Annotated in this window: 26 protein-coding genes; 13 read left to right on the top strand and 13 right to left on the bottom strand. The window is 64.2% G+C overall.

Annotated elements, in window-relative coordinates; all coding sequences use genetic code 11:
• The first annotated feature begins 103 nt into the window (after positions 1 to 103).
• From IGS60_RS12445 to IGS60_RS12410, 8 genes are all read left to right on the top strand, one after another.
• On the top strand, positions 104 to 433 hold the full coding sequence (locus IGS60_RS12445; RefSeq protein ID WP_070289293.1) for a hypothetical protein: 330 nt from the start codon (positions 104 to 106) through the stop codon (positions 431 to 433).
• 222 nt (positions 434 to 655) lie between these two features.
• Positions 656 to 997, top strand: a complete 342-nt coding sequence (locus tag IGS60_RS12440; protein ID WP_070219505.1) for a hypothetical protein — start codon at positions 656 to 658, stop codon at positions 995 to 997.
• 39 nt (positions 998 to 1036) lie between these two features.
• Positions 1037 to 1381, top strand: a complete 345-nt coding sequence (locus IGS60_RS12435; RefSeq protein ID WP_230504669.1) for a hypothetical protein — start codon at positions 1037 to 1039, stop codon at positions 1379 to 1381.
• A gap of 279 nt (positions 1382 to 1660) precedes the next feature.
• The gene (locus IGS60_RS12430; RefSeq protein ID WP_230504667.1) at positions 1661 to 3829 is read left to right on the top strand and encodes a TonB-dependent siderophore receptor; all 2169 of its coding nucleotides are present in this window, start codon (positions 1661 to 1663) and stop codon (positions 3827 to 3829) included.
• Positions 3830 to 3844: 15 nt separating this feature from the next.
• Positions 3845 to 5080 carry a PepSY domain-containing protein gene (locus tag IGS60_RS12425; RefSeq protein WP_230504952.1) on the top strand — a complete coding sequence of 412 codons (1236 nt, stop codon included), beginning with the start codon at positions 3845 to 3847 and terminating at the stop codon, positions 5078 to 5080.
• 63 nt (positions 5081 to 5143) lie between these two features.
• Positions 5144 to 6166, top strand: coding sequence for a serine hydrolase (locus IGS60_RS12420; RefSeq protein ID WP_230504665.1), 1023 nt, complete (start codon positions 5144 to 5146; stop codon positions 6164 to 6166).
• A 115-nt stretch (positions 6167 to 6281) separates the two neighbouring features.
• The gene (locus tag IGS60_RS12415; protein ID WP_230504663.1) at positions 6282 to 6626 is read left to right on the top strand and encodes a hypothetical protein; all 345 of its coding nucleotides are present in this window, start codon (positions 6282 to 6284) and stop codon (positions 6624 to 6626) included.
• Positions 6627 to 6671: 45 nt separating this feature from the next.
• Entirely contained in the window at positions 6672 to 6935 is a 264-nt protein-coding gene (locus IGS60_RS12410; RefSeq protein WP_230504660.1) for a hypothetical protein, read from the top strand.
• Between the two features lie 55 nt (positions 6936 to 6990).
• On the opposite strand, the gene IGS60_RS12405 is transcribed toward IGS60_RS12410, so the two are convergent.
• The 6 genes from IGS60_RS12405 to IGS60_RS12380 all read right to left on the bottom strand — a co-directional run bounded on the left by IGS60_RS12405 (position 6991) and on the right by IGS60_RS12380 (position 15043).
• Entirely contained in the window at positions 6991 to 7548 is a 558-nt protein-coding gene (locus IGS60_RS12405) for a fasciclin domain-containing protein (protein WP_230504658.1), read from the bottom strand.
• A 234-nt stretch (positions 7549 to 7782) separates the two neighbouring features.
• Positions 7783 to 9228, bottom strand: a complete 1446-nt coding sequence (locus IGS60_RS12400; RefSeq protein WP_070219510.1) for an efflux transporter outer membrane subunit — start codon at positions 9226 to 9228, stop codon at positions 7783 to 7785.
• Between the two features lie 44 nt (positions 9229 to 9272).
• Entirely contained in the window at positions 9273 to 12473 is a 3201-nt protein-coding gene (locus IGS60_RS12395; RefSeq protein ID WP_070219500.1) for an efflux RND transporter permease subunit, read from the bottom strand.
• 2 nt (positions 12474 to 12475) lie between these two features.
• Positions 12476 to 13729 carry an efflux RND transporter periplasmic adaptor subunit gene (locus IGS60_RS12390; RefSeq protein ID WP_230504656.1) on the bottom strand — a complete coding sequence of 418 codons (1254 nt, stop codon included), beginning with the start codon at positions 13727 to 13729 and terminating at the stop codon, positions 12476 to 12478.
• A 271-nt stretch (positions 13730 to 14000) separates the two neighbouring features.
• Complete coding sequence (locus tag IGS60_RS12385; RefSeq protein WP_230504654.1) at positions 14001 to 14861, bottom strand: alpha/beta hydrolase; 861 nt, start codon at positions 14859 to 14861, stop codon at positions 14001 to 14003.
• On the bottom strand, positions 14858 to 15043 hold the full coding sequence (locus tag IGS60_RS12380; RefSeq protein WP_230504652.1) for a hypothetical protein: 186 nt from the start codon (positions 15041 to 15043) through the stop codon (positions 14858 to 14860). The genes IGS60_RS12385 and IGS60_RS12380 overlap by 4 nt, the downstream gene beginning before the upstream one ends.
• Before the next feature lie 175 nt (positions 15044 to 15218).
• Between IGS60_RS12380 and IGS60_RS12375 the strand changes: the two genes are divergently transcribed.
• Genes IGS60_RS12375 through IGS60_RS12365 form a run of 3 tightly spaced genes read left to right on the top strand, consistent with a single transcriptional unit; the run spans position 15219 to position 17616 of the window.
• The gene (locus tag IGS60_RS12375) at positions 15219 to 16178 is read left to right on the top strand and encodes a LysR family transcriptional regulator (RefSeq protein WP_230504650.1); all 960 of its coding nucleotides are present in this window, start codon (positions 15219 to 15221) and stop codon (positions 16176 to 16178) included.
• A complete protein-coding gene (locus IGS60_RS12370) occupies positions 16175 to 17164 on the top strand; it encodes a D-2-hydroxyacid dehydrogenase (RefSeq protein WP_230504648.1) in 990 nt (329 codons plus the stop codon). Before IGS60_RS12375 ends, IGS60_RS12370 begins: the two co-directional genes overlap by 4 nt.
• Entirely contained in the window at positions 17161 to 17616 is a 456-nt protein-coding gene (locus IGS60_RS12365; RefSeq protein ID WP_070219495.1) for a hypothetical protein, read from the top strand. Before IGS60_RS12370 ends, IGS60_RS12365 begins: the two co-directional genes overlap by 4 nt.
• 3 nt (positions 17617 to 17619) lie before the next feature.
• On the opposite strand, the gene IGS60_RS12360 is transcribed toward IGS60_RS12365, so the two are convergent.
• The 7 genes from IGS60_RS12360 to IGS60_RS12330 form a co-directional block, all read right to left on the bottom strand.
• Entirely contained in the window at positions 17620 to 18123 is a 504-nt protein-coding gene (locus tag IGS60_RS12360) for a DUF1993 domain-containing protein (protein WP_230504646.1), read from the bottom strand.
• A 60-nt stretch (positions 18124 to 18183) separates the two neighbouring features.
• Positions 18184 to 19065: a PHB depolymerase family esterase gene (locus tag IGS60_RS12355; protein ID WP_230504644.1), complete on the bottom strand. Its 882-nt coding sequence runs from the start codon at positions 19063 to 19065 to the stop codon at positions 18184 to 18186.
• A 75-nt stretch (positions 19066 to 19140) separates the two neighbouring features.
• Positions 19141 to 20364, bottom strand: coding sequence for a HAMP domain-containing sensor histidine kinase (locus tag IGS60_RS12350; protein WP_230504642.1), 1224 nt, complete (start codon positions 20362 to 20364; stop codon positions 19141 to 19143).
• Positions 20357 to 21070, bottom strand: coding sequence for a response regulator transcription factor (locus IGS60_RS12345; RefSeq protein WP_230504640.1), 714 nt, complete (start codon positions 21068 to 21070; stop codon positions 20357 to 20359). The genes IGS60_RS12350 and IGS60_RS12345 overlap by 8 nt, the downstream gene beginning before the upstream one ends.
• Positions 21067 to 21606 carry a GNAT family N-acetyltransferase gene (locus IGS60_RS12340; protein ID WP_230504638.1) on the bottom strand — a complete coding sequence of 180 codons (540 nt, stop codon included), beginning with the start codon at positions 21604 to 21606 and terminating at the stop codon, positions 21067 to 21069. Before IGS60_RS12340 ends, IGS60_RS12345 begins: the two co-directional genes overlap by 4 nt.
• 18 nt (positions 21607 to 21624) lie before the next feature.
• Complete coding sequence (locus tag IGS60_RS12335) at positions 21625 to 21972, bottom strand: SMI1/KNR4 family protein (RefSeq protein ID WP_175444700.1); 348 nt, start codon at positions 21970 to 21972, stop codon at positions 21625 to 21627.
• Positions 21969 to 22532 carry a GNAT family N-acetyltransferase gene (locus IGS60_RS12330; RefSeq protein ID WP_070313431.1) on the bottom strand — a complete coding sequence of 188 codons (564 nt, stop codon included), beginning with the start codon at positions 22530 to 22532 and terminating at the stop codon, positions 21969 to 21971. Before IGS60_RS12330 ends, IGS60_RS12335 begins: the two co-directional genes overlap by 4 nt.
• A gap of 179 nt (positions 22533 to 22711) precedes the next feature.
• Between IGS60_RS12330 and IGS60_RS12325 the strand changes: the two genes are divergently transcribed.
• Together IGS60_RS12325 and IGS60_RS12320 are read left to right on the top strand one after the other, a co-directional pair.
• The gene (locus IGS60_RS12325) at positions 22712 to 23479 is read left to right on the top strand and encodes a CPBP family intramembrane glutamic endopeptidase (RefSeq protein WP_230504636.1); all 768 of its coding nucleotides are present in this window, start codon (positions 22712 to 22714) and stop codon (positions 23477 to 23479) included.
• A gap of 9 nt (positions 23480 to 23488) precedes the next feature.
• Positions 23489 to 24148, top strand: a complete 660-nt coding sequence (locus IGS60_RS12320; protein ID WP_230504634.1) for a hypothetical protein — start codon at positions 23489 to 23491, stop codon at positions 24146 to 24148.
• Positions 24149 to 24156 lie beyond the last annotated feature (8 nt).

Here is a 24156-nt window from a genome sequence, read left to right as displayed (position 1 = left end):
TGAGAGAAAACGTGTCAACGCAATTGCCGCACGGCGCGTTTTTGCCTCAGTGACAGGGGATTGATCTCCTGAACTACAACCCCACTTCTCGAGGAACTGCATCATGAAAAAACGCACTGTCAACATTGTCGCTACTCTGATCGCCGGCTTGTTCGCTACCGCAGCCTTTGCTCAAACCCCAGCACCAGCAGCGCCGGCCAAGGCCGAAGCCAAGCACACCAAGGAAGTGGCTAAAGCAGAAGCAAAAGAAACGAAGGCCGTGGTGAAAGCCGATGCGAAAGAAGCCGCCGTTGCCGCCGATGCCAAAGCCGACGTCGCCAGCGCCAAGGCCGATGCCGCCGTCACCAAAGCCAAAGCCCACAAAAAAGCGAAAAAAGCCAAGGCCAAGGCTGACGAAGCCAAAACTGAAGCGACCGCAGCAGCAGCCAAGTAATCCCCACAGCGCATTTTTTGCGCCACACAAAAAGACAGCTTCGGCTGTCTTTTTTCATTTTCATGCCAGCATCATGCAGCAACATCCTATAAAACACCTGATTGTAAGAAAGTGTAAACAAGGTCAACGGTAAGCTTCCGGGGCGCGTTTTATGCTCAGTGACACGGGAATCATCCCACCACCAACAGATACACCAGACAAACCACCACTGAGGACTGCACCATGAAAAAAGTAATCGCTACCCTGATCGCCGGCCTGTTCGCAACCGCTGCCTTTGCCCAGACGCCCGCAGCCCCAGCAGCTCCGGCAGTGCCCGCCAAAGTCGAAGCGGCCCACACCAAGGCCGTCGTAAAAGCCGATGCCAAGGAAGCGCAAACGGTCGTGAAAGCGGACGCCAAAGAAGCGAAAGCCGTCGTCGCCGCGAAAACGGAAGTCGCCAGCGCCAAAGCGGAAGCGGCCACCACGAAAGCCAAGGCCCACCACAAAGCCAAGAAAACAAAGGCCAAGGCTGACGAAAAGCTGGCATCGGCCACCGCTGAAGCAGCACCGGCAGCAGCCAAGTAATCACCCAGACAATCGCTTACCACTCTCCAGGACAATACAATGAAAAAAGTTATCGCCACCCTCGTCGCCAGCCTGTTCGCTACCGCCGCCTTCGCCCAAACCCCTGCCGCCCCGGCAGCACCGGTTCCCGCCAAGGCGGAAGCGGCCCACACGAAAGCCGTAGCAAAAGCGGAAGCCAAGGAAACCAAGGCCGTCGTGAAAGCCGATGCGAAAGAAGCGGCCGTCGTCGCCGATGCGAAAGCCGACGTGGCCAGCGCCAAGGCCGACGCCAAGGTCAGCAAGGCCAAGGCCCATCACAAAGCCAGCAAAGCCAAGGTAAAAGCGGATGCAACGAAAGCGGCAGAAGCCGTACCGGCAGCACCTGCGCCAGCGCCAGCGAAGTAATCGCGGCGGTAGCCACGGGAGCGCGTCCGCCGGGTCTGCGCTTCCGTGGCGGCTTCGCCCCGAATACCAAGGACAGCTTCGGCTGTCTTTTTTTTTCGCGCCCGGCATCGGCTGCGCATGACCGATACTTACGCTCGGGAGCAGGAGCTTTCCACGTAAAACCGTGTAAAGATGTAAAAAAACAACGCTTTTCAGTCACAAAAAGTCCCCATTCCGGCCCCTCCTCAAATAGAATTGAGAATTATTCTCATTCTCATCCTTGATTCAGGAGCCGTTTCAATGCCAGGTCGCATCACCCCTTCCGCCGCACCGTCCACCCCATCCTCCCCCGCCGCGCTGTCGTTGCGCCCGCTGGCCCTGGCCATTTCACTGGCGCTCGGCGCCGGCATGGCGCATGGCGCCGACGGCGCCCCCGCCGATGACGCTGGCGAAGACACGCCCATGATGCAAACCATTACCGTCACGGGCAGCAGCGACGCGAACGCCTACACGGCGCGCAAAAGCGCCTCGGCCAGCAAGTTCGACCTGTCGCTGCGCGAGACGCCGCAGGCCGTTTCCGTGGTCACGCGCGCGCAAATGGACGATTTCAGGCTCGATAACGCCAGCAAGGTGCTGGCGCAAACGACGGGCGTGACGGTGGAAGCGGTAGAAACGGACCGCACCTATTACACGGCGCGCGGCTACGACATCACCAACTTCCAGTTCGACGGCGTCGGCATTCCTTTCGTCTTCGGCAATGTGATGGGCGACCTCGATACGGCGCTGTTCGAGCGCGTCGACATCGTGCGCGGCGCGAATGGCCTGATTTCCTCGACCGGCAATCCGTCGGCCACCGTCAACTTCGTGCGCAAGCGCCCGACCCAGGGCCTGGCCGCTGCTGCCGGCGTCACGCTGGGCTCCTGGAACACGCGCCGCGTCGATGCCGACGTCTCGACGCCGCTCGGCAGCGACGGCAAGGTGGCGGCCCGCTTCGTCGCCGCCCACGAGGAAGGCGATTCCCACCTGGACCGCTACTCGCCGCGCAAGGATGTCGCCTACGCCATCGTCGAAGCGAAACTGACGCCGGACACCCGCCTGGCCGTGGGCCACAGCTACCAGAACAACCTGGCCAGGGGCGGCATGTGGGGCGCCCTGCCCGTCGCCTACACGGACGGCACGCCGACCGACTACCCGATTTCCGCCTCGACGTCGGCCGACTGGTCGCGCTGGAGCATCCTCAACAACAGCACCTTCGCCGAACTGGCGCACCAGTTCAATGCCGACTGGCGCGTGACGGCCACGGCCACCTACAACCGCTCCACCTCCGATTCCAAACTGTTCTACGTCTACGGCACGCCGGACAAGGCCACGGGCGACGGCTTGTTCAGCTACCCTTCGCGCTATGCCTCGGCCAACAAGCAGCGCCTGCTCGATGTCGCCGCCACGGGCACATTCACGCTGGCCGGGCGCCGGCATGACCTCAGCATGGGCCTGGCCTGGTCGAAGTCCACGCTCGACGACGTGTCGTATTATGGCCGCGGCATCGGCACGGCCCTGCCGAACGGCACGGCCTTCGACGGCTCCTACCCGGAACCGCTCTTCGATGCATCGACCGATGGCAGCGCCTACAAGGACGAACGCAAGAATGCCTACCTGGCAGCCCGCTTCAACCTGGCCGACAACGCCAAGCTGCTGGCGGGCGTGAACACCGTCAAGGCCGACAGCACGGGCAGCGCGTATGGCGTCAGCCAGGCCAAGTCGCAGAGCGATACCACGCCCTATCTCGGCCTGGTGTACGACATCGGCCGCCATGTGTCGGCCTACGGCAGCTATACGGAAATCTTCAACCCGCAAAGCAGCATCGACCGCACGGGCCAGACCCTGGCGGCGGCCACCGGCAAGAGCCTGGAAGCGGGCTTGAAAAGCGACTGGTTCGACGGCCGCCTGAACCTGTCCGGCGCCCTGTTCAAGACGCGCCAGAAGAACGTGGCCGAGGCGGCCGGCACCACGCCCGACCTCAAGACGTTCTACAAGGGCGTCGATTCGGAATCGCAGGGTTTCGAGCTCGATGCCTCGGGCGAGCTGGCGAAAGGCTGGCAGGCGAACGCCGGCTATGCGCAGCTGCGCATCGAAGGCGAAGACGGCCACGATGCGCGCACCTTCATCCCGCGCAAGCGCTTTCACCTGGCCACCACCTATCACGTGCCGGCCGTGCCGGCGCTGAAGGTGGGCGCCAGCCTGACCTGGCAGGACGCCATTTACAACAAGGTCGATGACAGCACCACCCTGCACCAGGGCGCCTACGCGCAACTGGGCCTGATGGCCAGCTACGCCATCAGCCGCAACGTCAGCCTGTCGCTGAACCTGAACAATGTGACGGACAAGAAGCACCTGACCAGCCTGTACTGGACCCAGTCGCTGTACGCGGCCGGCCGCAATGGCAGCGCCACCCTGAGCTGGAAGTACTAGGGAGCCGCCATGCGACTGCGTCCTCCCATGGTTGTTCTGCACCGCTGGTTCGGCCTGGCGGTGGCGCTCTTCCTGTTCATTTCCGGCCTGACGGGCGCCGTGATCTCGTGGGATCACGAGCTCGATGCCTGGCTCAATCCGCAGCTGTTCCGCGCCGCAAGCGCCGCCGATGCCGGCCCCGAAAGATCGGGACTGGAGCTGGCGCGCCAGCTCGAGGCGCAGGACCGGCGCCTGCGCGTGAACTACGCGCTCACGGCGATCGAGCCTGGCCACACGGCGCTGATCGCGGTGGAAGGCCGGCCCGACCCGGCCACCGGCAAGCCGTTTGAACCGGGCTTCAACCAGGTGGCCGTCGACCCGGCCACGGGCGCCATCCAGGGCACGCGCCAGTGGGGCGCGGTCTCGCTGACGCGCGAAAACCTGCTGCCCTTCCTGTATAAACTGCACTACACCATGCACATTCCCGATGGCTGGGGCATCGAACTGGGCGTGTGGTTCATGGGCATCATCGGCATCGTGTGGGTCCTTGACTGCGGCATCGCCCTGTACCTGTCGTTTCCAAACTGGCGCAGCTGGCGCAAGTCGCTGGCCTTCCGCTGGCGCGAAGGGGGCCACAGGCTGAACTTCGACCTGCACCGCTCGGGCGGCGTGTGGGTCTGGTTGCTGCTGCTGGTGCTGGCCGTCACGTCCGTGTCGATGAATCTGCAAACCCAGGTGATGCGTCCCCTGGTCGCGAAGTTGTCCACGCTCAGCCCGAACGCCTTCGACAGCCGCACGCCGCAGCCCCCCGGGAACCCCATCGAGCCGCTGCTGACGCGCGAAGAGGCGGTGGCGCTGGCGAAGACGGAAGCGGCAAGACGGGGCTGGACGCTGCCGGCCGGCGGCGTGTTCTATTCTTCCGCCTACGGCCTGTATGGCGTCGGTTTCTTCGCGGCGGACAACGACCATGGCGACGGTGGCCTGGGCAATGCGTGGCTGTACTTCGACGGGCGCGACGGCAAGCCGGCCGGCGGCGTGGTGCCCGGCACGGGCAGCGCGGGCGACATCTTCCTGCAGGCGCAATTCCCCCTGCATTCGGGCCGCATCCTGGGCCTGCCCGGGCGCATCCTGATTTCCGCCATGGGCCTGGTGGTGGCCATGCTGAGCGCAACGGGCCTGATCATCTGGCTGAGAAAGCGCCGTGCCCGCGCGGCGCAGACCGGCAAGGCGCCGGCGCCGCTGCATGCGAACTTCAGCAAGCAGGCGCAGTAAAACGCCACAAAACGGCGCAACTGGGCGACACTGGCAATCCGACCATCGCCACGAAAGCTGTCCATGCGCCGCCTGTCCTTGTCCTTGCTGACTACCCTCCTCCTGTCCTGCGCCGCCCTGGCGCAGGACAGCGCCCCCGCCGCCATCGCGCAAGTCCTGCAAGCCCAGGACCGCGACAGCCATGGCGACCTGCGCGCCGTCGTCGTACTGCGCGACGGCGCCATCGTCGCCGAACGCTATTACAACGGCGAGACGGCCGATACCCTGCACGACATCCGCTCGGCCGGCAAGAGCATCACCGCCCTGCTGGCCGGTGCGGCCGTGGCGCGCGGCCAGCTGGCGACGACAAAAACCGTGGGCGACTACTGGCCCGAAGTGGCCGGCAGCCCGGCGGGCAAGGTCGTCCTCGACGACGTGCTGACCATGCGTTCGGGCCTGGCCGCCTTCGATGAAGACGAACAGTCGCCCGGCAATGAAGACAAGCTCGATGCGGCGCCCGACCCCGCCGCCTTCGTGCGCGGCGTGCCGGCCGCAACAAAGCCGGGCAGCGCCTACCGCTATAACTCATTGGGGTCATACATCGCCGGCAGGGTGGTGGAAAACGCCAGCGGCGCCGACCTGGAAGACTACGCCGCCAAGGTCTTGTTCGCGCCGCTGGGCATCACGCGCTGGAGCTGGGGCCGCGACGTGGCCAACCATCCGAAGGGACAGGGCAATCTGTCGCTGCGGGCGCGCGACACGGCAAAGATCGGCCAGATGGTGCTCGACGATGGCGTAGTTGGCGGCAAGAGGGTCATCGACGCCGCCTGGCTGCACGCGGTGCTGGCGCCACGCGTGGCCATCGGCGCCGTCGACCGCTACGCCGACAGCTATGGCTATTTCTGGTACGCGAAGACGCAGGAGATCGGAGGACAAAAAATCGCCGTGTATTTCGCCTCGGGCAATGGCGGCAACAAGATCTATGTGATTCCCACGCGCCGCATGGTGGTGAGCGTGGCATCCAGCGCCTACGGCAAGGCGCATGGGCAGCGCCGTTCGGAAGACATCCTGAAAGCCATCCTGAAAGCCGATGCCACGCAGATGTAAGCGTTTGTAATGACCGTCAACGCAAGCGTCCGGGGCCGCGTTTTATGCTCAGTGACACGGGAATCATCCCGGCACCAACAGACTTACCAGACAAACCACCACTGAGGACTGCACCATGAAAAACGTAATCGCTACCCTGATCGCCGGCCTGTTCGCAACCGCTGCCTTTGCCCAGACGCCTGCAGCTCCTGCAGCCACCCCGGCAGCCTCGGTTCCCGCCAAAGTGGAAGCGGCCCACACCAAGGCCGTCGTAAAAGCCGATGCCAAGGAAGCGCAAACGGTCGTCAAAGCGGACGCGAAAGAAGCGAAAGCCGTCGTCGCCGCCAAGACGGACGTCGCCAGCGCCAAAGCGGAAGCGGCCACCACCAAGGCCAAAGCCCACCACAAAGCCAAGAAAACCAAGGCCAAGGCTGACGAAAAGCTGGCATCGGCCACCGCTGAAGCGGCTCCAGCGAAGTAATTTCTTCCCACTGCATTCACCCGAAAAAACACCAAGGATCTCATCATGAAAAAAGTTATCGCCACCCTGATCGCCAGCCTGTTCGCCACCGCCGCTTTCGCCCAGACGCCAGCCGTCGCGCCAGTCGCTCCAGTGGCACCGATTCCTGTCGTCGCCCCTGTCGTCAAGGCTGAAGCACCGGCAGCAGCCGTCAAGCCAGCGACGCACAAGAAAGCCAAGCATCACAAGGCGAAGAAAGCGGCACCAGCAACGCCAGCAACTCCGGCCGCACCAGCAGCTTCCGCACCAGCAGCAGCGCCAGCCAAGTAATCACGGCCGCAGCAAGCAAAAAGACAGGGTTTTCCCTGTCTTTTTTTTCGTCCGCTTATTGTGGCATCAGCACCGTGTCGATGACATTGATCACGCCATTCGACTGGTACACGTCATAGGTGCTGATGTTGGCGCTGTTGCCGCCTTCATCCATCACCACGATGTTGTGCATGCCGTTCATGGCGAACATCAGCTTGCCCCCGCTGGCCGTGGGCAAGGTGGCTTTACCGTCATGCATCTTGATTTCCCTGGCCAGCGCCTTGAAGTCGTATTTGCCGGGCACCACGTGGTAGGTGAGGATTTTCGTCAGGGTCGCCTTGTTTTCCGGCTTGACCAGGGTGTCGACGGTGCCGGCCGGCAGCTTGCCGAAGGCCGCATTCGTCGGCGCGAACACGGTGAACGGTCCCTTGCCTTTCAGGGTGTCGACCAGGCCGGCCGCCTTGACGGCGGCGACCAGGGTCGTGTGGTCGGCCGAATTGACGGCGTTGTCGACGATATCCCTGGACGGATACATGCTCTGGCCACCGACCATGGTCGTCATATCGGCGGCAAAGGGGGCGCTGGCGGCCAGCATGGACGTAATGAACAGTGCTGCGGGAACGATGGTGCGCATGATGATATCTCCTGAATGACTGCGTTTGCGTGATTGCAGGAGTATTTACGCGGCCTGTCCGCAAACGGATTCAACTGATTTTGCTGGTCTTGTCTGGATTGAGGGCGCGGGTGTTGTCGGCTTACGCGCTGCGCGCTAAGCCGACCTACAGCGCTGAGCCCACCTGCGCCAACCATAAAAAAACGGCGCCGTGCAATGCACGACGCCGTTCTTGGCTGGCTTATCGCCGGGATACTAGTTGGCCGCGACCTGCGGCTCCGTCTCGCCCCAGCCGCCGCCCAGGGCGCGTATCAGCGCCACCGTGGTGACGGCGCGGTTGCCGCGCAGCTGCACGGCATTGCGCTCGATGGCCGCCAGGTTGCGCTGCGCATCGAGCAGGTCCAGGTAGCTGGAACGGCCCGCGTCGTACAGCTTTTGCGCCAGGTCGGCCGAGCGGCGCGCCGAGACGACGGCTTCGTCGATCTGCTGCGTCTGGCCCGACAGGATGCGCAGGCCGGCCAGGTTGTCTTCCACCTCGGCGAAGGCCACCAGCACGCTCTGGCGATACGTCGCCACCGATTCTTCCAGCTGCGCTTCGCTGCGGCTCACGGCCGCCTTGTTGCGGCCACCGTCGATGATCGGCATCGACATCAGGGCGCCCAGCAGCCAGGAGCGGCTGCTCCACTTGAAGATGTCCGAGAAGGTATCGGACGCGCCGCCTCCGGAAGCGTTCAGGCTCAAGGCGGGGAACATGGCCGACTTGGCCACGCCGATGCGCGCATTCGACGCTTCCATGGTGCGCTGCGCCGACGCGATGTCGGGACGGCGTTCCAGCAAGGACGATGGCATGCCGGCCGGGATCACGGGCAGGAAGCCGCTGTCCTGCAGCGGGTTGACGCCCGCCGTGAAGCTGGCGGCAGGTTTGCCCAGCAGGACGGCCAGCGCATGCTCGCTGGTGGCGCGCTGGCGCTGCAGGCCGATGGCTTCGGCGCGCACGGTCGACAGCTCCGTGCGGGCACGGGACAGGTCGAATTCGCCGATGTCACCCAGGTCGTAGCGGCGCTGGTTCACATGCACGCTCTCCTCGCGCAGGCGCACCGTCTGTTCCAGGGTCGCCAGTTCGGCGTCCGTGGCGCGCAGCTGGAAGTAGGTTTGCGCCACGTCGGCCTGCAGCGATAGCAGCACCGAGCGGTAAGTCGCTTCCACGGCCAGCGCATCGCTGCGCGAGGCGCTGACGTTCGATGCCACCCTGCCGAACAGATCGACTTCGTAGCTGGCCGTCAGGTTGGCCTGGTAGACGTTGGTCGCCGCCACCGGCGCGCCGTTCGGCAAGCCGAGCGACACGGCGGAAGCGCGGTTGCGCTGGCCGCCCACGTTCACGCCCACTTGCGGAATGCGGTCCGCTTCGGCGATGCCGGCAATCGCCCTCGCCTGCTTGACGCGGGCGGCGGCGACCGCCAGGTTGGCGTTCGCCTGCGTGGCCTCGTTGATCAGGCCAGTCAAAGCCGGATCATTGAACGCCAGCCACCACTCGCCGCGCGCCTGGCGCTCGGCCGGCACGCCCTGCTTCCAGCGCGTGCCGTCGGCTGCCGTCTGCACGGCAGGCAAGGTTTGTGCTTCCTTGAACGCCGCCGGCGTCTCGATCTGCGGCTGCTTGAACTCGGGCGCCGCGCAGGCGGCCAGCAGAACTGCGGCGGCCATGGCGCTCAAGACGGGCGCCGCGCGCCGGATGATTGCATTGGTTTTCAATATATATCTCCTTCCAGGTCCAGCGCTGGCGCGGCGACAGGCTTGGCGGCAGCGGCGGCTGGTTTTTTCTCAAAACGCTGCGCCAGGGTGCGCAGCAGTACGTAGAACACGGGCGTCAGGAACAGGCCGAAGAAGGTCACGCCCAGCATGCCGGCGAAGACCGCCACGCCCATCGCATGGCGCATTTCCGAACCGGCGCCGTGCGAGAACACCAGTGGCACCACGCCCATGATGAAGGCGATCGACGTCATCAGGATCGGACGCAGACGCAGACGGCACGCTTCCAGCGCCGCTTGCACGACGGTGCGGCCATGCTCTTCCAGTTCGCGGGCAAATTCCACGATCAGGATGGCATTTTTTGATGCCAGCCCCACCAGCACGAACAGCGCGATCTGGGTGAACACATTGTTGTCGCCGCCGGTCAATTTGACGCCCAACAGCGCGCAGAGGATCGACATCGGCACGATCAGGATCACGGCCAGCGGCAGGGTCCAGCTTTCATACTGGGCAGCGAGCACCAGGAACACCAGCAGCACGCACAGCGGGAAGACATAGATCATCGTATTGCCGGACAAGATGTCCTGGTAGGTCAGCTCCGTCCACTCATACGAAATCCCTTGCGGCAACACTTCCTTGGCGATGCGTTCCAGCGCGACTTGCGCCTGGCCGCTCGATACGCCAGGGGCTGCGCCGCCGTTGAAATCGGCTGCTGCATACGCGTTGTAGCGCTGCACGCGGTCAGGACCATAGCTGTCCTTGACGCGCATCAGCGACGACAGCGGGATCATCTCGCCCTTGTCATTGCGTACCTTCAGCTGCGCGATGTCCTGCGCATGCGAACGGAATGCCGCATCGGCCTGCACGCGCACCTGGTAGGTGCGGCCAAACTGGTTGAAGTCATTCACGTACAGCGAACCGAGGTTGATCTGCAAGGTCTGGTAGATCGTTTGCAGCTGCACGCCCATCTGCTTGGCTTTCACGCGGTCGACGTCGGCGAACAGCTGCGGCACGTTGATCTGGTAACCCGAGAACACGCCCGCCAGTTCCGGCGTCTGGTACGCTTTCGCGGCCAGTGCCTGGGTGGCGTTGTACAGCGCGTCGTAACCGAGGTTGCCGCGGTCTTCGATCATCATCTTGAAGCCGCCGATGGTACCGAGGCCGTTGACGGGCGGCGGCGGGAAGACCATGATGAAGGCGTCCTGGATACCGCCCAGGCGCTTGTTGATCTCGGCCGCGATGGCGCCACCGGACAGCTCCTTGGTCGTACGCTCGTCGAACGGCTTCAGGGTGGCGAAGACGATGCCGGCGTTCGGCGCATTGGTGAAGTCGTTGATCGACAGGCCGGGGAAGGCGATGGTCGATTCGACGCCGGGCACCGACTTGATGACGTCGGACATGCGGCGCACGACATCTTCCGTGCGGTCCAGCGAAGCGGCGTCGGGCAATTGCGCAAAGCCCACCAGGTATTGCTTGTCCTGCGCCGGCACGAAGCCGGCCGGCACGGACTTGAAGGTGAAGATGGCGGCAACGACCAGCAGCGCATACACGCCCAGCGAGGCGCTCTTGCGGCCCAATACACCCTTCACGCCCGCTTCATAGCGGTGCGAGGCGCGGCCGAAGAAGCGGTTGAACCAGGCGAAGAAGCGGCCGAAGACCATGTCCATGCCGCGCGTCAGCGCGTCTTTCGGCGCATCGTGCGGTTTCAGGAGAGCGGCCGACAGGGCTGGTGCCAGGGTCAGCGAGCTGAAAGCGGAGATCACGGTCGAAATGGCGATCGTCAGCGCGAACTGGCGGTAAAACTCGCCCGACAGGCCGGGCACGAAGGCGATCGGCACGAACACGGCGCACAGCACCAGGGCGATGGCGACGATGGGACCGCTCACCTCTTTCATGGCCTGGATGGTGGCGTCGCGCGGCGACAAGCCTTCCTCGATGTTGCGCTCGACGTTTTCCACGACGACGATGGCGTCATCGACGACGATACCGATGGCCAGCACGAGGCCGAACAGCGACAGGGTGTTGATCGAGAAGCCAAAGCCCAGCATCACGGCAAAGGTGCCGACGATCGACACGGGAACGGCCAAGAGCGGAATGATCGATGCGCGCCAGGTTTGCAGGAAGATGATCACCACCAGCACCACCAGGGCGATGGCTTCCAGCAGTGTGTGGATTACGGCTTCGATGGACGAACGCACGAACTGCGTGGGGTCGTACTCGATGCGGTATTCCACGCCTTGCGGGAAGTCTTTTTTCAGTTCGTCCATCTTGGCGCGCACGTCGGAAGACAATTGCAGCGCGTTGGCGTTCGGCGCTTCGAAAATACCCATGCCGACGGCAGGATTGTTGTTCAGCAGCGAACGCAGCGAGTAGCTGTTTGCGCCCATTTCCACGCGCGCCACGTCCTTCAGGTGCGTCACGGCGCCGTCGGCATTGGTGCGCACGATGATGGCGCCGAATTCCTCGGGCGTCTGCAGGCGACCCTGCGTGTTGACGGTCAGCTGGAAGTCCGAGTTCTTCGCTGGCGAGGCGCCGATCACGCCGGCAGCCACCTGCACGTTCTGCTCGCGGATCGCGTCGACGACGTCATTGGCCGTCATGCCGCGCGCCGCCACCTTTTGCGGGTCGAGCCAGATGCGCATCGCATAGTCGCCGGCGCCGAAGATCTGGATGTCGCCCATGCCGGGCAAACGGGCCAGTTGATCCTTGACGTTCAGCACCGCGTAGTTACGCAGGTACATATCGTCATAGCGCTTGTTGGGCGACACCAGATGCACCACCATGGTCAGGTTGGGCGAGGACTTGACGGTCGTCACGCCGATCTGGCGCACTTCCTCGGGCAGGCGCGGCAAGGCGCGCTGCACGCGGTTCTGCACCTGCGTCTCGGCCTGCTCGACGTTGGTGCCGATCTTGAAGGTCACGGTCAGCATCATCGCGCCGTCGGACGTGTTTTGTGAGGACATGTAGAGCATGTTCTCGACGCCGTTGATCTGCTCTTCGAGCGGCGCGGCCACGGTTTCGGCGATCACTTTCGGATTGGCGCCCGGGTATTGCGCGCGCACCACCACCGATGGCGGCACGACGTCGGGATATTCGGAGATGGGCAGGCCGAATATCGACAGCAGCCCGGCCACGAATATGACGATCGACAGCACCGCCGCGAAAATCGGCTTGTCGATGAAAAAGCGGGAAAAATTCATGTTTATTCCTTGGAAGTCGATGCTGCTTTCGCGGCGATCTTGGCGTCTTTTACTTCAGGTTTTGCGGGAGCGACGGGCGCGGTCGGGTCGAAATCCATCGCCACCATCTGCGGCGTCACGGGCGCGCCGGGGCGCACGCGCTGCAAGCCGTTGACGACGATTTTTTCGCCCGCTTTCAAGCCTTCGCGCACCACGCGCAAGCCGTCCGAGGTCGGGCCCAGCTTGACGGCGCGGTATTCGGCCTTGTTGTCGGCGCCCACCACGTAGACGTATTTGCGGCTTTGATCCGTGCCGACCGCGCGGTCGGAGATCAGCAGTGCCGTGCTTTGCGCGTGCGGGCCGTTGCCGCCATCGAGCTGGATGCGTGCGAACAGGCCCGGTACCAGCTGGCGCTCGGCGTTGGCGAAGGTGGCGCGCATGCGCACGCTGCCCGTGGCCGGGTCGAGCTGGTTGTCGACGAATTCCAGCTTGCCTTCGTGCGGGAAGCCCGTTTCATTGGCCAGGCCCACCTTGACGGTGACGGGCGTGCCCTTTTGCGCCGTGCCGGCCACGCGCAGGTAGGTATCTTCATCGCCGTCGAAGCTGGCGTAGATGCGGTCCGTCGACACCACCGACGTCAAAATGGCGGAAGCGTCGATCAGGTTGCCGACGGTGATTTCGGCCTTGCTGACGCGGCCGCTGATCGGCGCCTGCACCTGCGTGTACGACAGGTTCAGCCTGGCCGCTTCATACGCGGCTTGCGCCGAGCGGACATTCGCGTCCAGCTCTTTCAGGCCCGAGGCCTTTTCGTCGAATTCGCGCTGGGCGATGGCTTTTTCGGCCAGCAGCTTTTCAGCGCGCGACAGTTCCAGCTTGGCCAGTTCCGCCTTGGCGCGGGCCGAGGCGGCCGTGCCTTCGGCGCGCGATACTTCAGCCTGGAATGGACGCGGATCGATGACGAACAGCACATCGCCCTTCTTCACTTCGCTGCCCGGCTTGAAGTTGACGGCCGTGATGAAGCCGCCGACTCTCGAGCGGATTTCCACACGCTCGATCGCTTCCAGGCGGCCCGAGAATTCCTGCGTTTCCGTGATCTGTTTTTCAACGACGGCGGCGGCCGAGATGGGCGGGCCGCCGGCCGCTGGCGCGTCGGGCACCTTGCTATTGGCCGAATCGCAGCCGGCCAGGCTCACGGCCACCAGTCCCGCCAGCGCGAGCGAGGCCGCCAGGGGCTTGATGAGTGTACCTAAGGTGGAAAATTGTTGAACGTTTTTCATTTTATTTCCCTGTTTTATGAAAATTTCTAATGATATGGGCGGCAGGAAGCAACCCAGCTGAAAAAGTGAATGGTGGTGCCATGGCGCCCGACGGCGCTCGATCAAAGGTAAACAGGCCGCCAGCTGCTTGAAAGCGGACGGGGACGACGAAGCTGGCTGTGCGAACGCACAACGCAGACAGGAAGGGAACTACACTGCGTAGTGTAGCAACCGAAACTCAAAAAGTAAACTGATTAGTGTAAGTTTTTTTGCAGTGCCGCAGATGGCGGCTTTATGACTCGGGCTCCTGCCCCAGTCCGGCGACGAAACTGCTAATTTCGCTCAATACCTGCACCTTGCAGGCGCATTCATTACGGGCGGTCGCGTCTTGCAGCGGCGCGGCGGCCATGCGCCGCACGGTGGTCTTGATGCCGCAGGCGATCAATTTACTGCCGTATTGTTCAGCCTCGTCGCGCAATGGGTCATCTTCGCTGGACAAGATCAAGGCTGGCGGCAGGTTCTTCAGGCGGCTCGACTGCAATGGCGACGCGTACGGATGGGTACGGTCAGCGGCATTCGGCAGGTAGCCGCGGTAGGCGGCGGCGCACTGGTCGGCCACTTCGGCCAGGTCCGGACAGGTCGGCAAGGAGCGCATCGAGCAGGTCGACAGGCCGGGGTCGAGCATGGGCATGATCAGCACCTGGCCCGCGAGGGGCGGCCCGCCCCGGTCGCGCGACATCATGGCGCACACGGCGGCCAGGTTGGCGCCCGCCTCGATGCCCGACACCACCATCTGCTTGCCCGTCCAGCCCAGCTTGGACTTGTTCTTTTTCGCCCACAGCAGCACGGCATGCGCATCTTCGACGGCGGCGGGGAATGGCCGCACCTTCGCCAGCGTGTAGTTCGCGGCCAGCACCACGTGGTCGGGGTTGCTCAGCACGAGGCAGCGCAGGAAGTCGTCCGCGTCGTCCAGGTCGCCGGCCACAAAGCCGCCGCCATGGAAGAAGACCATCAGGTTCGGCTGCTTGGCGCCCGGCACGCCGGCCGTATAGACGCGCGCGCCGAGCGCATCCTGCGCGCCCTGCACCTGGATGTCGCGTATCTTCAGCGCCTGGCCAGGTGCCAGTTCGGCCGTGGTGTCGGCAATGCTCATTGCGCCACCACCGGCTGCACGGCCACATCGCGTACCGCGTCGTTCAGGCACAACAGGGCGATGCCGCCCACTTCATGGGTCAGGGCGCTATAAGCGCTCGCTTCGCTTTGCGCCGCCAGCGAGTAGGCATCCGTCGATACCATCGCGGCCAAAGCAAGCGAGCTCATAGCGAGAGCGAGCACTGCAAAGATTCCATTCCGATGACCCATGATGTTTCTCCTGTTGTACTTCCTGCGGCATCACATTTATGCTGCAGTACAACAACTATAGACTTGATCTACAATCTGATAAAGAGTGCAATGCCGAATTGATTGTTCAGGATTCTGAATAATCACGAAGAAAGTGATAGGAAATCAAGTGAACAAGCTGCAAGCCATGGAAGTTTTCATCCAAGTCGTCGATGCGGGCGGTTTTACGCGCGCGGCGGAAAACATGCAGTTGCCCAAAGCCACCGTGTCGACCTTGATCCAGTCGCTGGAAGCGAGCCTGTCGGTCAAGTTGCTCAACCGTACCACGCGCCACGTCAGCATCACCTCCGACGGCGCCGCGTATTACGAACGCTGCGTGCGCATCCTGTCGGACGTGCGCGAAGCCGAGGAATCGCTGTCGCGCACGCGATTGAGTCCCAGCGGACGGCTGCGCGTGGACGCGCCCACGGCCCTGGCCAGCGAACTGATCATCCCTGCCCTGCCCGACTTCTTCGCCCGCTACCCCGATATATCGCTGGAACTCGGCTGCAGCGACCGCCCCGTCGACCTGATCGAGGAAGGCGTCGACTGCGCCGTGCGCGGCGGCGAACTGGGCGATTTGAACCTGATCGCGCGCCGGGTCGGCGTGCTGCATTTCATCACCTGCGCCGCGCCCGGCTACCTGGCGCGCTATGGCACGCCGTTGCACCCGAACGACCTGGCGCAGCACCGGGGCGTGAATTTCTTCTCCGCCAAGACGGGCAAGACCTTCGAATGGGATTTCACGCGCGCCGGCGAACGCATCCAGATGTCCATGCCCAGCCATATTGCCTTGAACGACTCGAACGCCTACGCGGCGGCCGGCCTGGCGGGCCTGGGCATCGTGCAAATGACGCATTTCATGCTTGCGCCGCTGCTGGAACAGGGCAAAATGGTGGAATTGCTGGGCGATTGGGAATCCGACCCGCTGCCCATCCACGTGATCTATCCGCCCAACCGCCACCTGTCCGCCAAGGTGCGCGTGTTCGTCGAATGGGTCGCCGACATGTTTACCAACCACCCGGCCACGCAACTGAAGGGCAAGAGCACCCTGCCCGCGCGCGCCACCCTGACCGAGGCCCAGCCATGACCGCAGCAAGCACATCACCGCACCTGCACCTGCACCCGCACCGCATCGTCTTTCTCGACCGCGACAGCCTGATCGCCACCGTGCGCCCGCCCGCCTTTGCCCACAGCTGGGAAGAATATCCGCATACCAAGGGCAGCGAGCAGACGGTAGCCCGCCTGCAAGGCGCCACCATCGCCATCACGAACAAGGTGCCGCTGCGCGCGGCCGAACTGGCGCAGCTGCCCCACCTGAAAATGATCGCCGTGGCCGCCACGGGCACGGATATCCTCGACCTGGCCGCCTGCCGCGCGCGGGGCATTATCGTCGCGAATATCCGCGACTATGCGCGCGCCACCGTGCCCGAACACACGCTGGCCCTGATGCTGGCCCTGCGCCGCCAGCTCATCGCCTACCGCGCGGACGTGGAAGCGGGCCTGTGGCAGAAGTCCGACCGCTTCTGCCTGTTCGGCCACCCGATCCGCGACCTGGCCGGCAGCCGCCTGGGTTTGCTCGGCTACGGCGCGCTGGGCAAGTCCGTGGCCCAGCTGGGACGCGCCTTCGGCATGCAGGTGATCGTCCACAACCGTTCCCCGATCGAGGAAGACGGCGTGCAGGAAGTGAGTTTTGATGAACTGCTGGCCACCTCCGACGTGCTCAGTCTGCACCTGCCCTTGACGGACAAGACGCGCAACATCATCGGAGAGCAAGAGCTGGCGCGCATGCAGCCCACGTCGCTGCTGATCAACACGGCGCGGGGCGGCCTCGTCGATGAAGCGGCGCTGGCCGACGCATTGACCCGTGGCGTGATCGCCGGCGCCGGCTTCGACGTGCTGTCGAAGGAACCGCCGCTGCCCGACAACCCGCTGTTGAACTTGCGCCTACCCAACTTCATCCTCACCCCGCACACGGCCTGGGCCAGCGGCGAGGCCATGCAAAAGCTGGCCGACATATTGATCGGCAATATCGAAGCGTTCGAACGCGGTGCTCCCGTGAACGTGGTGGCATGAGCGTGTTGCAGGAGCTCGATGAACTGCTGTGCGGCGACGACGAGGAATACGACCGCCTCGACCTGTTTCAGGAGGCGGATGAGCTGATCGGACAGCTGCGGACGGCCGACGTGCCCGCGCTGCTGGCCCTGTGGCCGCAGCGCGAGCCATGCTGGCAGGAGCGTTTCACGCAAGCGAGCGCTTCCATCGACGGCGCCGTGCTGCGCGCCCTGCTGGCCGGTTTGCTGCAGATCCAGGAGAGGTCCCACGGCGTGTTCGAACTGATGTCGCGCTTGCCTGCGACAGCCGACGCCTCTGCGCTCAGCGACGCCCTGCTCGATTATGCCGAGCAAGCCTGGCATGCGGACCAGGGGCGGCACCGGCAAATCCAGATCAGCTGCTGGAGCTGCGGGCTGTCGGGCCGGCTGTTGAAGCGGCTGGGACTGTCTGCCTGGAAGGAAGCGGGGCTGTAGGCCTTACGGCGCGGCGGGGCGCTCAAAACTGAAACCCGGCGCATACAGGTGATAGCCGTCGAAATCGCCCTTGCCAATGGCCGCACCGCTGCTGCGCGCGATCGCATACGCCATGCTGAAGTGAAAGTAGAAATTCGGCAGGATGTACAAATTCAAATACTCGCCGGCCGGCAGCGCGATGTCGGCAAAGCCGGCGCGGTCGCGGCAGATGCGCTCAAGCGGTCCCTCGAAGCTCTCTGCGGGAATGTCCTGGAGATAACGCATGGTCTGCGCGATCTGTTCCTGCAGGCTGGCGGCGGCGCTGAAATCGGCCACCTCCAGCCCCGCCAGCGGGCAGCAGCCGCGCAGCGAAAAGCTTACGGCTGCGCGCACCTGCTGGGCGAACGGCAGCATGTCCGGGTGCAGCCGCGCCGCCAGGATCTGCGGCTGGGCGTCGAGCTTGTCCAGCATGGCCGACAACTGGCCCAGCGAGCGGCAAAAGATGGCGACGGGGTGGCTGTTCATCATTTCCTTGTGCAAGATTCACGATGACAAGAGTGTGCCACAGGCACCCGCGTCGCCGCAGCGTTATCGCCGGTGCTTGCTGAAAAATTCCCACATCACCTCATTTGCATCGATGGCGCGCGTGGTCTTGCCGATGGGCAGGCCAACATTGAAAGCGTCGGCGCCCGGCCACGTGTGGCCGCCATCCTTGACGGTGAGCAAGGCCACCTTGGCGCCGCCCTCACCACTGCCCTGCTCCAGCCAGTTCACTTGCGTGGCGTCGCCCGCAGGACCAGGCATCAGGCGCGGCTGCGGCGTGGCGCCGTCGATGCCGTTGTGCCTGCGCCAGTAATCATACGTGCCTTCGGCCGACAGGTAGCTGGCGGCCTTGCCCTCAAACAGCACGACCTTGTCGGCCATGCCCTGTATCAGCAGCATGCCCACCTTGTCCTTCTGCTTGTGATGCTGGAGCACGGGTTCCGGCATGGGCGCGCCCACCGAGGCAACGGCGGCGAACTGCTGGGGCAGCTCGGCCGCCAGGCGCAGGGCAAAGAAGCCGCCGCGCGACAGGCCCGTCGCATACACGCGCTTGTCATCGATGCGGTAATCCTGCTTGAGTTTGCTCAATATCGCCTGCGTAAAACCAACATCATCGGTGCCTGCCAGGTAATCCATGCCGAAGCCCACGTTCCAGTCCTGCTTGATACCTTGCGGATACACAACGATGAACCGGTGCCGCTCGGCCGCCTTGTTCATTTGCGTGTACAGCATCTGTTCCGCCATGCTCATGCCGCCGCCATGGAAATTGAAGACGACGGGAAAGGTCTGTTGGGGCTGGCTTTGATAAGCCTCCGGCGTATAAACGATGTAGCGGCGCTTTTCCTCATTGTGGACGAGGCTGCTCACTTGCGCCAGAACCGGGATGCTGGTGCACGCCAGCACCAGCAGGCTGATAAGAAGTTTCATGCGGTTTTCTCCATTCATCAAGAGCTTGCAGCTTACGCAGGAGCCGGTGAAATCGCGGTGAAATCTCCCTGCTTTTCATCGTATCTGGAGGGGAATGATGTCGACGCGATAGTGCGCCTCGCCCGGATGGAAACGGATTTCCCAGCGCATGGCCTGCGCCACGCGCCCCAGCAAACTTTGTCCGTGCGCAAAGCCCTGGATGCGCCGTGGTTGCCCCGCTGGCACAGTATTGCCGATGCTCAGGCTGCCTTGCGCATACGCGATGCGGATGCGGCAAGCGGGGCCGCCATGGAACAGGGCATTTGCCAGGCAATTATTGATGAGCAACATCGTCAACTGCGGATTGCCGACGACCTCCAGGCGCTCGGGCAAGTCCAGCGCCAGCAGGCTGGCGTCCCACGGATGTTCGTCGAGCAGGCGCAGCAGGCATTGCTCGATGCAGGCGCGCAGCTCCATCACGTCGCCGGGCAGTTGCTCGGCCCGCGCCAGCGCGAACAGCACCTCGATGGTGGCGCGCATGTCGTCGACGCCCTGGCGCAGCTGCGCCTGCCCGTCTGCCGTCAAAGGCTGCGCGCCGGCCAGCGCCAGGCTGTTGTGCATCAAGGTCAGCGGCGTGCGCAGTTCGTGGCTGACGTCGCGGGCGAATACCTGTTCGCGCCGCAACACCGTTTGCAGTTCGGCAAACGTGGTTTCCAGGCGGCGCGCCAGGAAACCGATCTCGTCGGGACGATCGCGCTCGCTGAAATGGACGGCGCCGCCGGGCGCCAGCTGGCGCGCTTCCTGCGCCAATCTCTGCAAGGGCAGCACGAGGCGCCGCGCCAGCCAGTACGCCAGCAGCAGGGCCAGGGCGATCAGCGCCAGGGCCATGCCGGCGACGACACCGCCCACCTCCCGCGCCAGGCGCTGCACCACCAGCACGGGCGCCACGTCGGCCAGCAGATACGCGCGCTGCGGTTGGCCAGCGGCAACGAGGTCCAGCGCCAGCACGTGATAATGCTGGCCCGTCGTCGTAAACACTTCCCCGCGCGGCGCAGATGCTGGCACTTGCGCGCGCACCGCTTGAGGCAAATCAAGGTAGCGGCCATAAACCGTGATGAGGTCGCTGCCAGACGGCGTAAGCTCGCCGTGCTGGCGCAAACGCTGGCTGACCACCGCCGCTTCGCGCTCGAGCAGGCGCTGCACCAGCATGTCTTCCGTCACGTAGGCGATCACCAGCGCCAGGCCCGTGTAGCACAGGCATAGCAGGACGGTGAAGCCGGCCAGGGCCGCAAACAGGCGCTGCCGGATTGACCTAACCATCGCTGGCCGCCGCCTCGAAGGCCAGGCGGTAGCCCAGTTGCGGGATGGTCACGAGCACGCCCGCCGCACCAGCCCCGCCGACCAGTTCCAGCTGCTTGCGCAGCGCATAGATATGCGATTTGAGGGCGTCGCTGTCCGGCGGCTGGCTGCCCCACAGGGCTTGCAGCAAGGCCGAGCGCGACACGGCGTGCGGATGTTCTCGGCACAGCAGCAGCAAAATTTTAAAACCCGTCTGCGTCAGCGGCAGCGTTGCGTCACGGTACAGGGCGCGTCCTGCGCGCGTCTGCAAGGTGAATGGGCCCACGCGCATTTCCTGGTGCACGTGCAGCTGCTGCCGGCGCGCCAGCGCCTCGCAGCGCAAGGCCACCTCGCGCAAGTCGAAGGGCTTGGTCAGATAGTCGTCGGCGCCGTCGCGAAAGCCGCGTGCCTTGTCTTCATAAGAGTCGCGTGCCGTCAGCATCAGAATCGGCACATTGCGGGGCGCACTGGCCTTGATGGCGCGGCACACCTGCAAGCCATCGATATCGGGCAGGTTCAGGTCCAGCAGCACCACGTCATAGGGGTTGCGCGTGGCCAGCGCGACACCGAGCGCGCCCGTGCCCGCATGATCGGTCTGCCAGCCCAGACCGTCGAGGAAATCCAATACCTGGCGCGCGATGGCCAGGTGGTCTTCCACCAGCAGGATGTTCAAGGGCGCTTTGCTCATGGAATACCGGCAAGGCGCGCATACAGCCAGAAGTTGCCCGATCTTCCGCGGATTTGCCGGTAGCTGCGCAGATAGCCTTCCCGCTCGAAAGCGCAGCGTTCGAGCACGCGCAGCGAACGCTCGTTGCTTTCCAGCACGGTGGCCTGGATACGCAGCAAGCCCAGGCGCTGAAAGCCCCAGTCCACGACGGCATTCACGATGGACGTGGCCACGCCCTGCCCCCACACGGCGGGCGCCAGGTCGTAGGCGATTTCGGCCGTGCGGTGCTGCGGAGAAATCGCATTGAAGCCGATGGTGCCCACCAGTTGGCCGCCGTCGCGCAGCACGACGGCCAGGCGCATGGGCGAAGCCGGCTGGGCCGATGCATAGTCATCGAAATTGGCTTGCAAATCGTCGATGCCGCGCACGTCCCAGCTCGTGTGTTCGACGACGACAGGGTCGGCCAGGTAGGCATACCAGGCGGGCGCGTCGCTGCGTTCCAGGTGGCGCAAGGTCACGAGGGGATGGGTGGAACGGGGCAAGTCGGCCGGCTTCATCGTTGGCTCCTGGAATAGTCAATCGACGGGGCAGTCGGCGGCCAGCCAGGCGGCGAAATCATCGGCGGCCCGCTCGAAATCGTCGCGCTGCATCGAGCCATGGTCCACCAGGTACACGGCGCGGTCAACGCCATCGAGCGCCAGCATGACGGCGCGCCCGCCGCTGTCGTCGCCGATGGTCATGTAGCCGGGGCAAAATTGCTGCGTCTCATACGTTTCATTGCGTTCCCGTAAGCTGTCCACGCCGTACAGCAATACCTGTTCGCCGCGCATGCTCTCTTGCCCATCCTGCAAAAAACGCAGGTAATGCGCCGGCAAGGGGGCACCCAGCCAGCGTTCAAGCGCGTCGATCGCTTGCCCGCTCACGCGGCATCCTTGCGCCGCGCTTCCCATTCGCGCCGCAGCAAGCCGTACAGTGCCGAATCGCTGACGTGGCCGCCAACGATCCAGCGTTCGGGCAAAAAGCCTTCCCTGTTGAAACCCTGGCGCTCGAGGGCGCTGGCCGAGCCGGCGTTGAGCGGGTCGATATCGGCTTCCAGGCGGTTCAGGTCGCGCTCGACGAAGGCGTACTCGATCAGCGCCGACAGCGCTTCATGCATATAGCCACGGCCCCAGTGCGGACGCGCCAGCGCATAGCCGATCTCGGCGCGGCGGTTCTGTCGGTGCACGGAAAACAGCGTGCAGCTGCCCACATACTCGCCCGTCTGCTGCAGTTCGATGGCGAAGCGGAAGAACTCTTCGTTCTCGAAGGCGGCGCTGTCCTCGGCGATCTGGCGCGCGGCGCGGCCGGCATCGTCCCAGGGCGGCTCGCTGAAATAGCGCATCACTTCAGGGTCGGCATGCATGGCGAACAGGGCCGCCTCATCGGATGGCTGCGGCTTGCGCAGGATCAGGCGTTCGGTGGTGATGGTCTTGCTGTAAGTCATGGCGCTCCAGTCTGGCGGCAAACGGACGAATGCTTATTATTCCATGCAACTATAACGAAGTGGCAATTTTGTGACGGTGCTTTTAATGTAATATGGCAATATTTCGACCATATCATTGATGCAACTTCATGATCCGCTCATGCACGCAGTAAAACACGCAGCCAACACCGAAGCCGACCATGTCCATCCCTAAAATCCACCTCACCATGCCGCTTGCCCTGGGCGCACTGTCCGTCTGGCTGGGCTTGAGCATGGGCGGCCGCTGGCTGGAATCGGCCGGCTACGCCTTGCCGGGCGCCGCCGTCACCGGCCGTATCGGCCTGTCGTGGGCGCTGGCCGCCGTGTTCGCACTGGCGCTGCTGCTGGCATCCAGCCGGCCCCGCGAAGCGGGCCTGTGCGCGCCGCAGCCGTGGAAAACGGTGTGGCTCGCCTCGCCGCCCCTGCTGTATGCGCTGCTGATGCTGTTGCTGGCCTGGGCCGGCGGCTGGCCGCAACCGCGCGTGCTGCTGATCGTCGCCTGCAATGCGGCGCTGGTGGCCGTCTCGGAAGAGCTGATGTTCCGCGCCATCTTGCTGCAAGGAATGCTGGACCGCTACGCCGTCTGGCCCGCCGTCCTGATGTCCTCGGCGCTGTTCGGCCTGGCCCATACGGCCAACGGCCTGGCCACGGGCGACGTCAGCGGCGCCCTGTGGCAAGCCGTCGCGGCCACCCTGCAAGGCGTCGGCTATGCGGCCATCCGCCTGCGCACCCGCTCCATCTGGCCCATGGTGCTCGTACATGGACTGTGGGACTACGCACTCGTGACGGCCACCTTGCCGCACCCGGCCGAAGACGGCGCATCGATCCTGCCGTATATCGCCCTGCTGGCCGTGCTGCCCCTGTGCCTGTACGGCGTCTACCTGCTGCGCCCCAGCCAGCGGGCCGCCATATCTCAACTGCAACGATAAGGACTGTGCATGGCGTTTTTTTCACGTGATTACGAGGTATTCCTGCTGCTGGCCGCGCCCGATGCCATACCGCTATGGGATGCGGCGCAATGGACGCCGTTTGCCGCCAGCCTCGACGGCCTGATGGCGCAGGCGCGGGGCAAGGCCGGCGTGCGCAGCCATCAGTACAATCCCAAGGGCAAGCCGATTCCCTTTGGCCGCCTGGGCTGGGACGCCAAATCGCACGCGAAGTGCACGCACACGCCGGCCACGACGCAAGCGCGCTTCATGAGCCTGGAAGCATGGGCGCCCACCTGGACCGTCTGCGAAAAGGACGACCAGGCGCCCGATGTGTTCCTGGCCCTGGCCAATGAATCGCTGCTGGGACTGGCAGGCAAGCCCTTGCAGTTCACCCAGCGCCTGGTGTGCGCCATCGCCACGGACATGGGCCCGGAAGCGGCCGCCACCTTGCGGCAAGCGCTGGCACAACTGGCCGCGCAGCAAGGTGCCGTCGTCTTCGCCCATACGCACCGTCAGTGGGGACGCGCCTCGCCGTATGGCGGTTTCACGGGTGCCATCCAGGACATGCTGATCGGCGGCCTGTTCCAGGCAGACGACCCGCATGCGCGGCTGCTCGATGACACCGCGTTCCAAGATGTATGGAGCAAACTCGACATCCACCATGCATGAACGGACTC

Source organism: Janthinobacterium sp. FW305-128 (assembly GCF_020858135.1).
Taxonomy (GTDB): Bacteria; Pseudomonadota; Gammaproteobacteria; order Burkholderiales; family Burkholderiaceae_D; genus Janthinobacterium.
The sequence above is the reverse complement of the archived record's forward strand: the minus strand, read 5'-3'. Positions and strand labels throughout refer to the sequence as shown.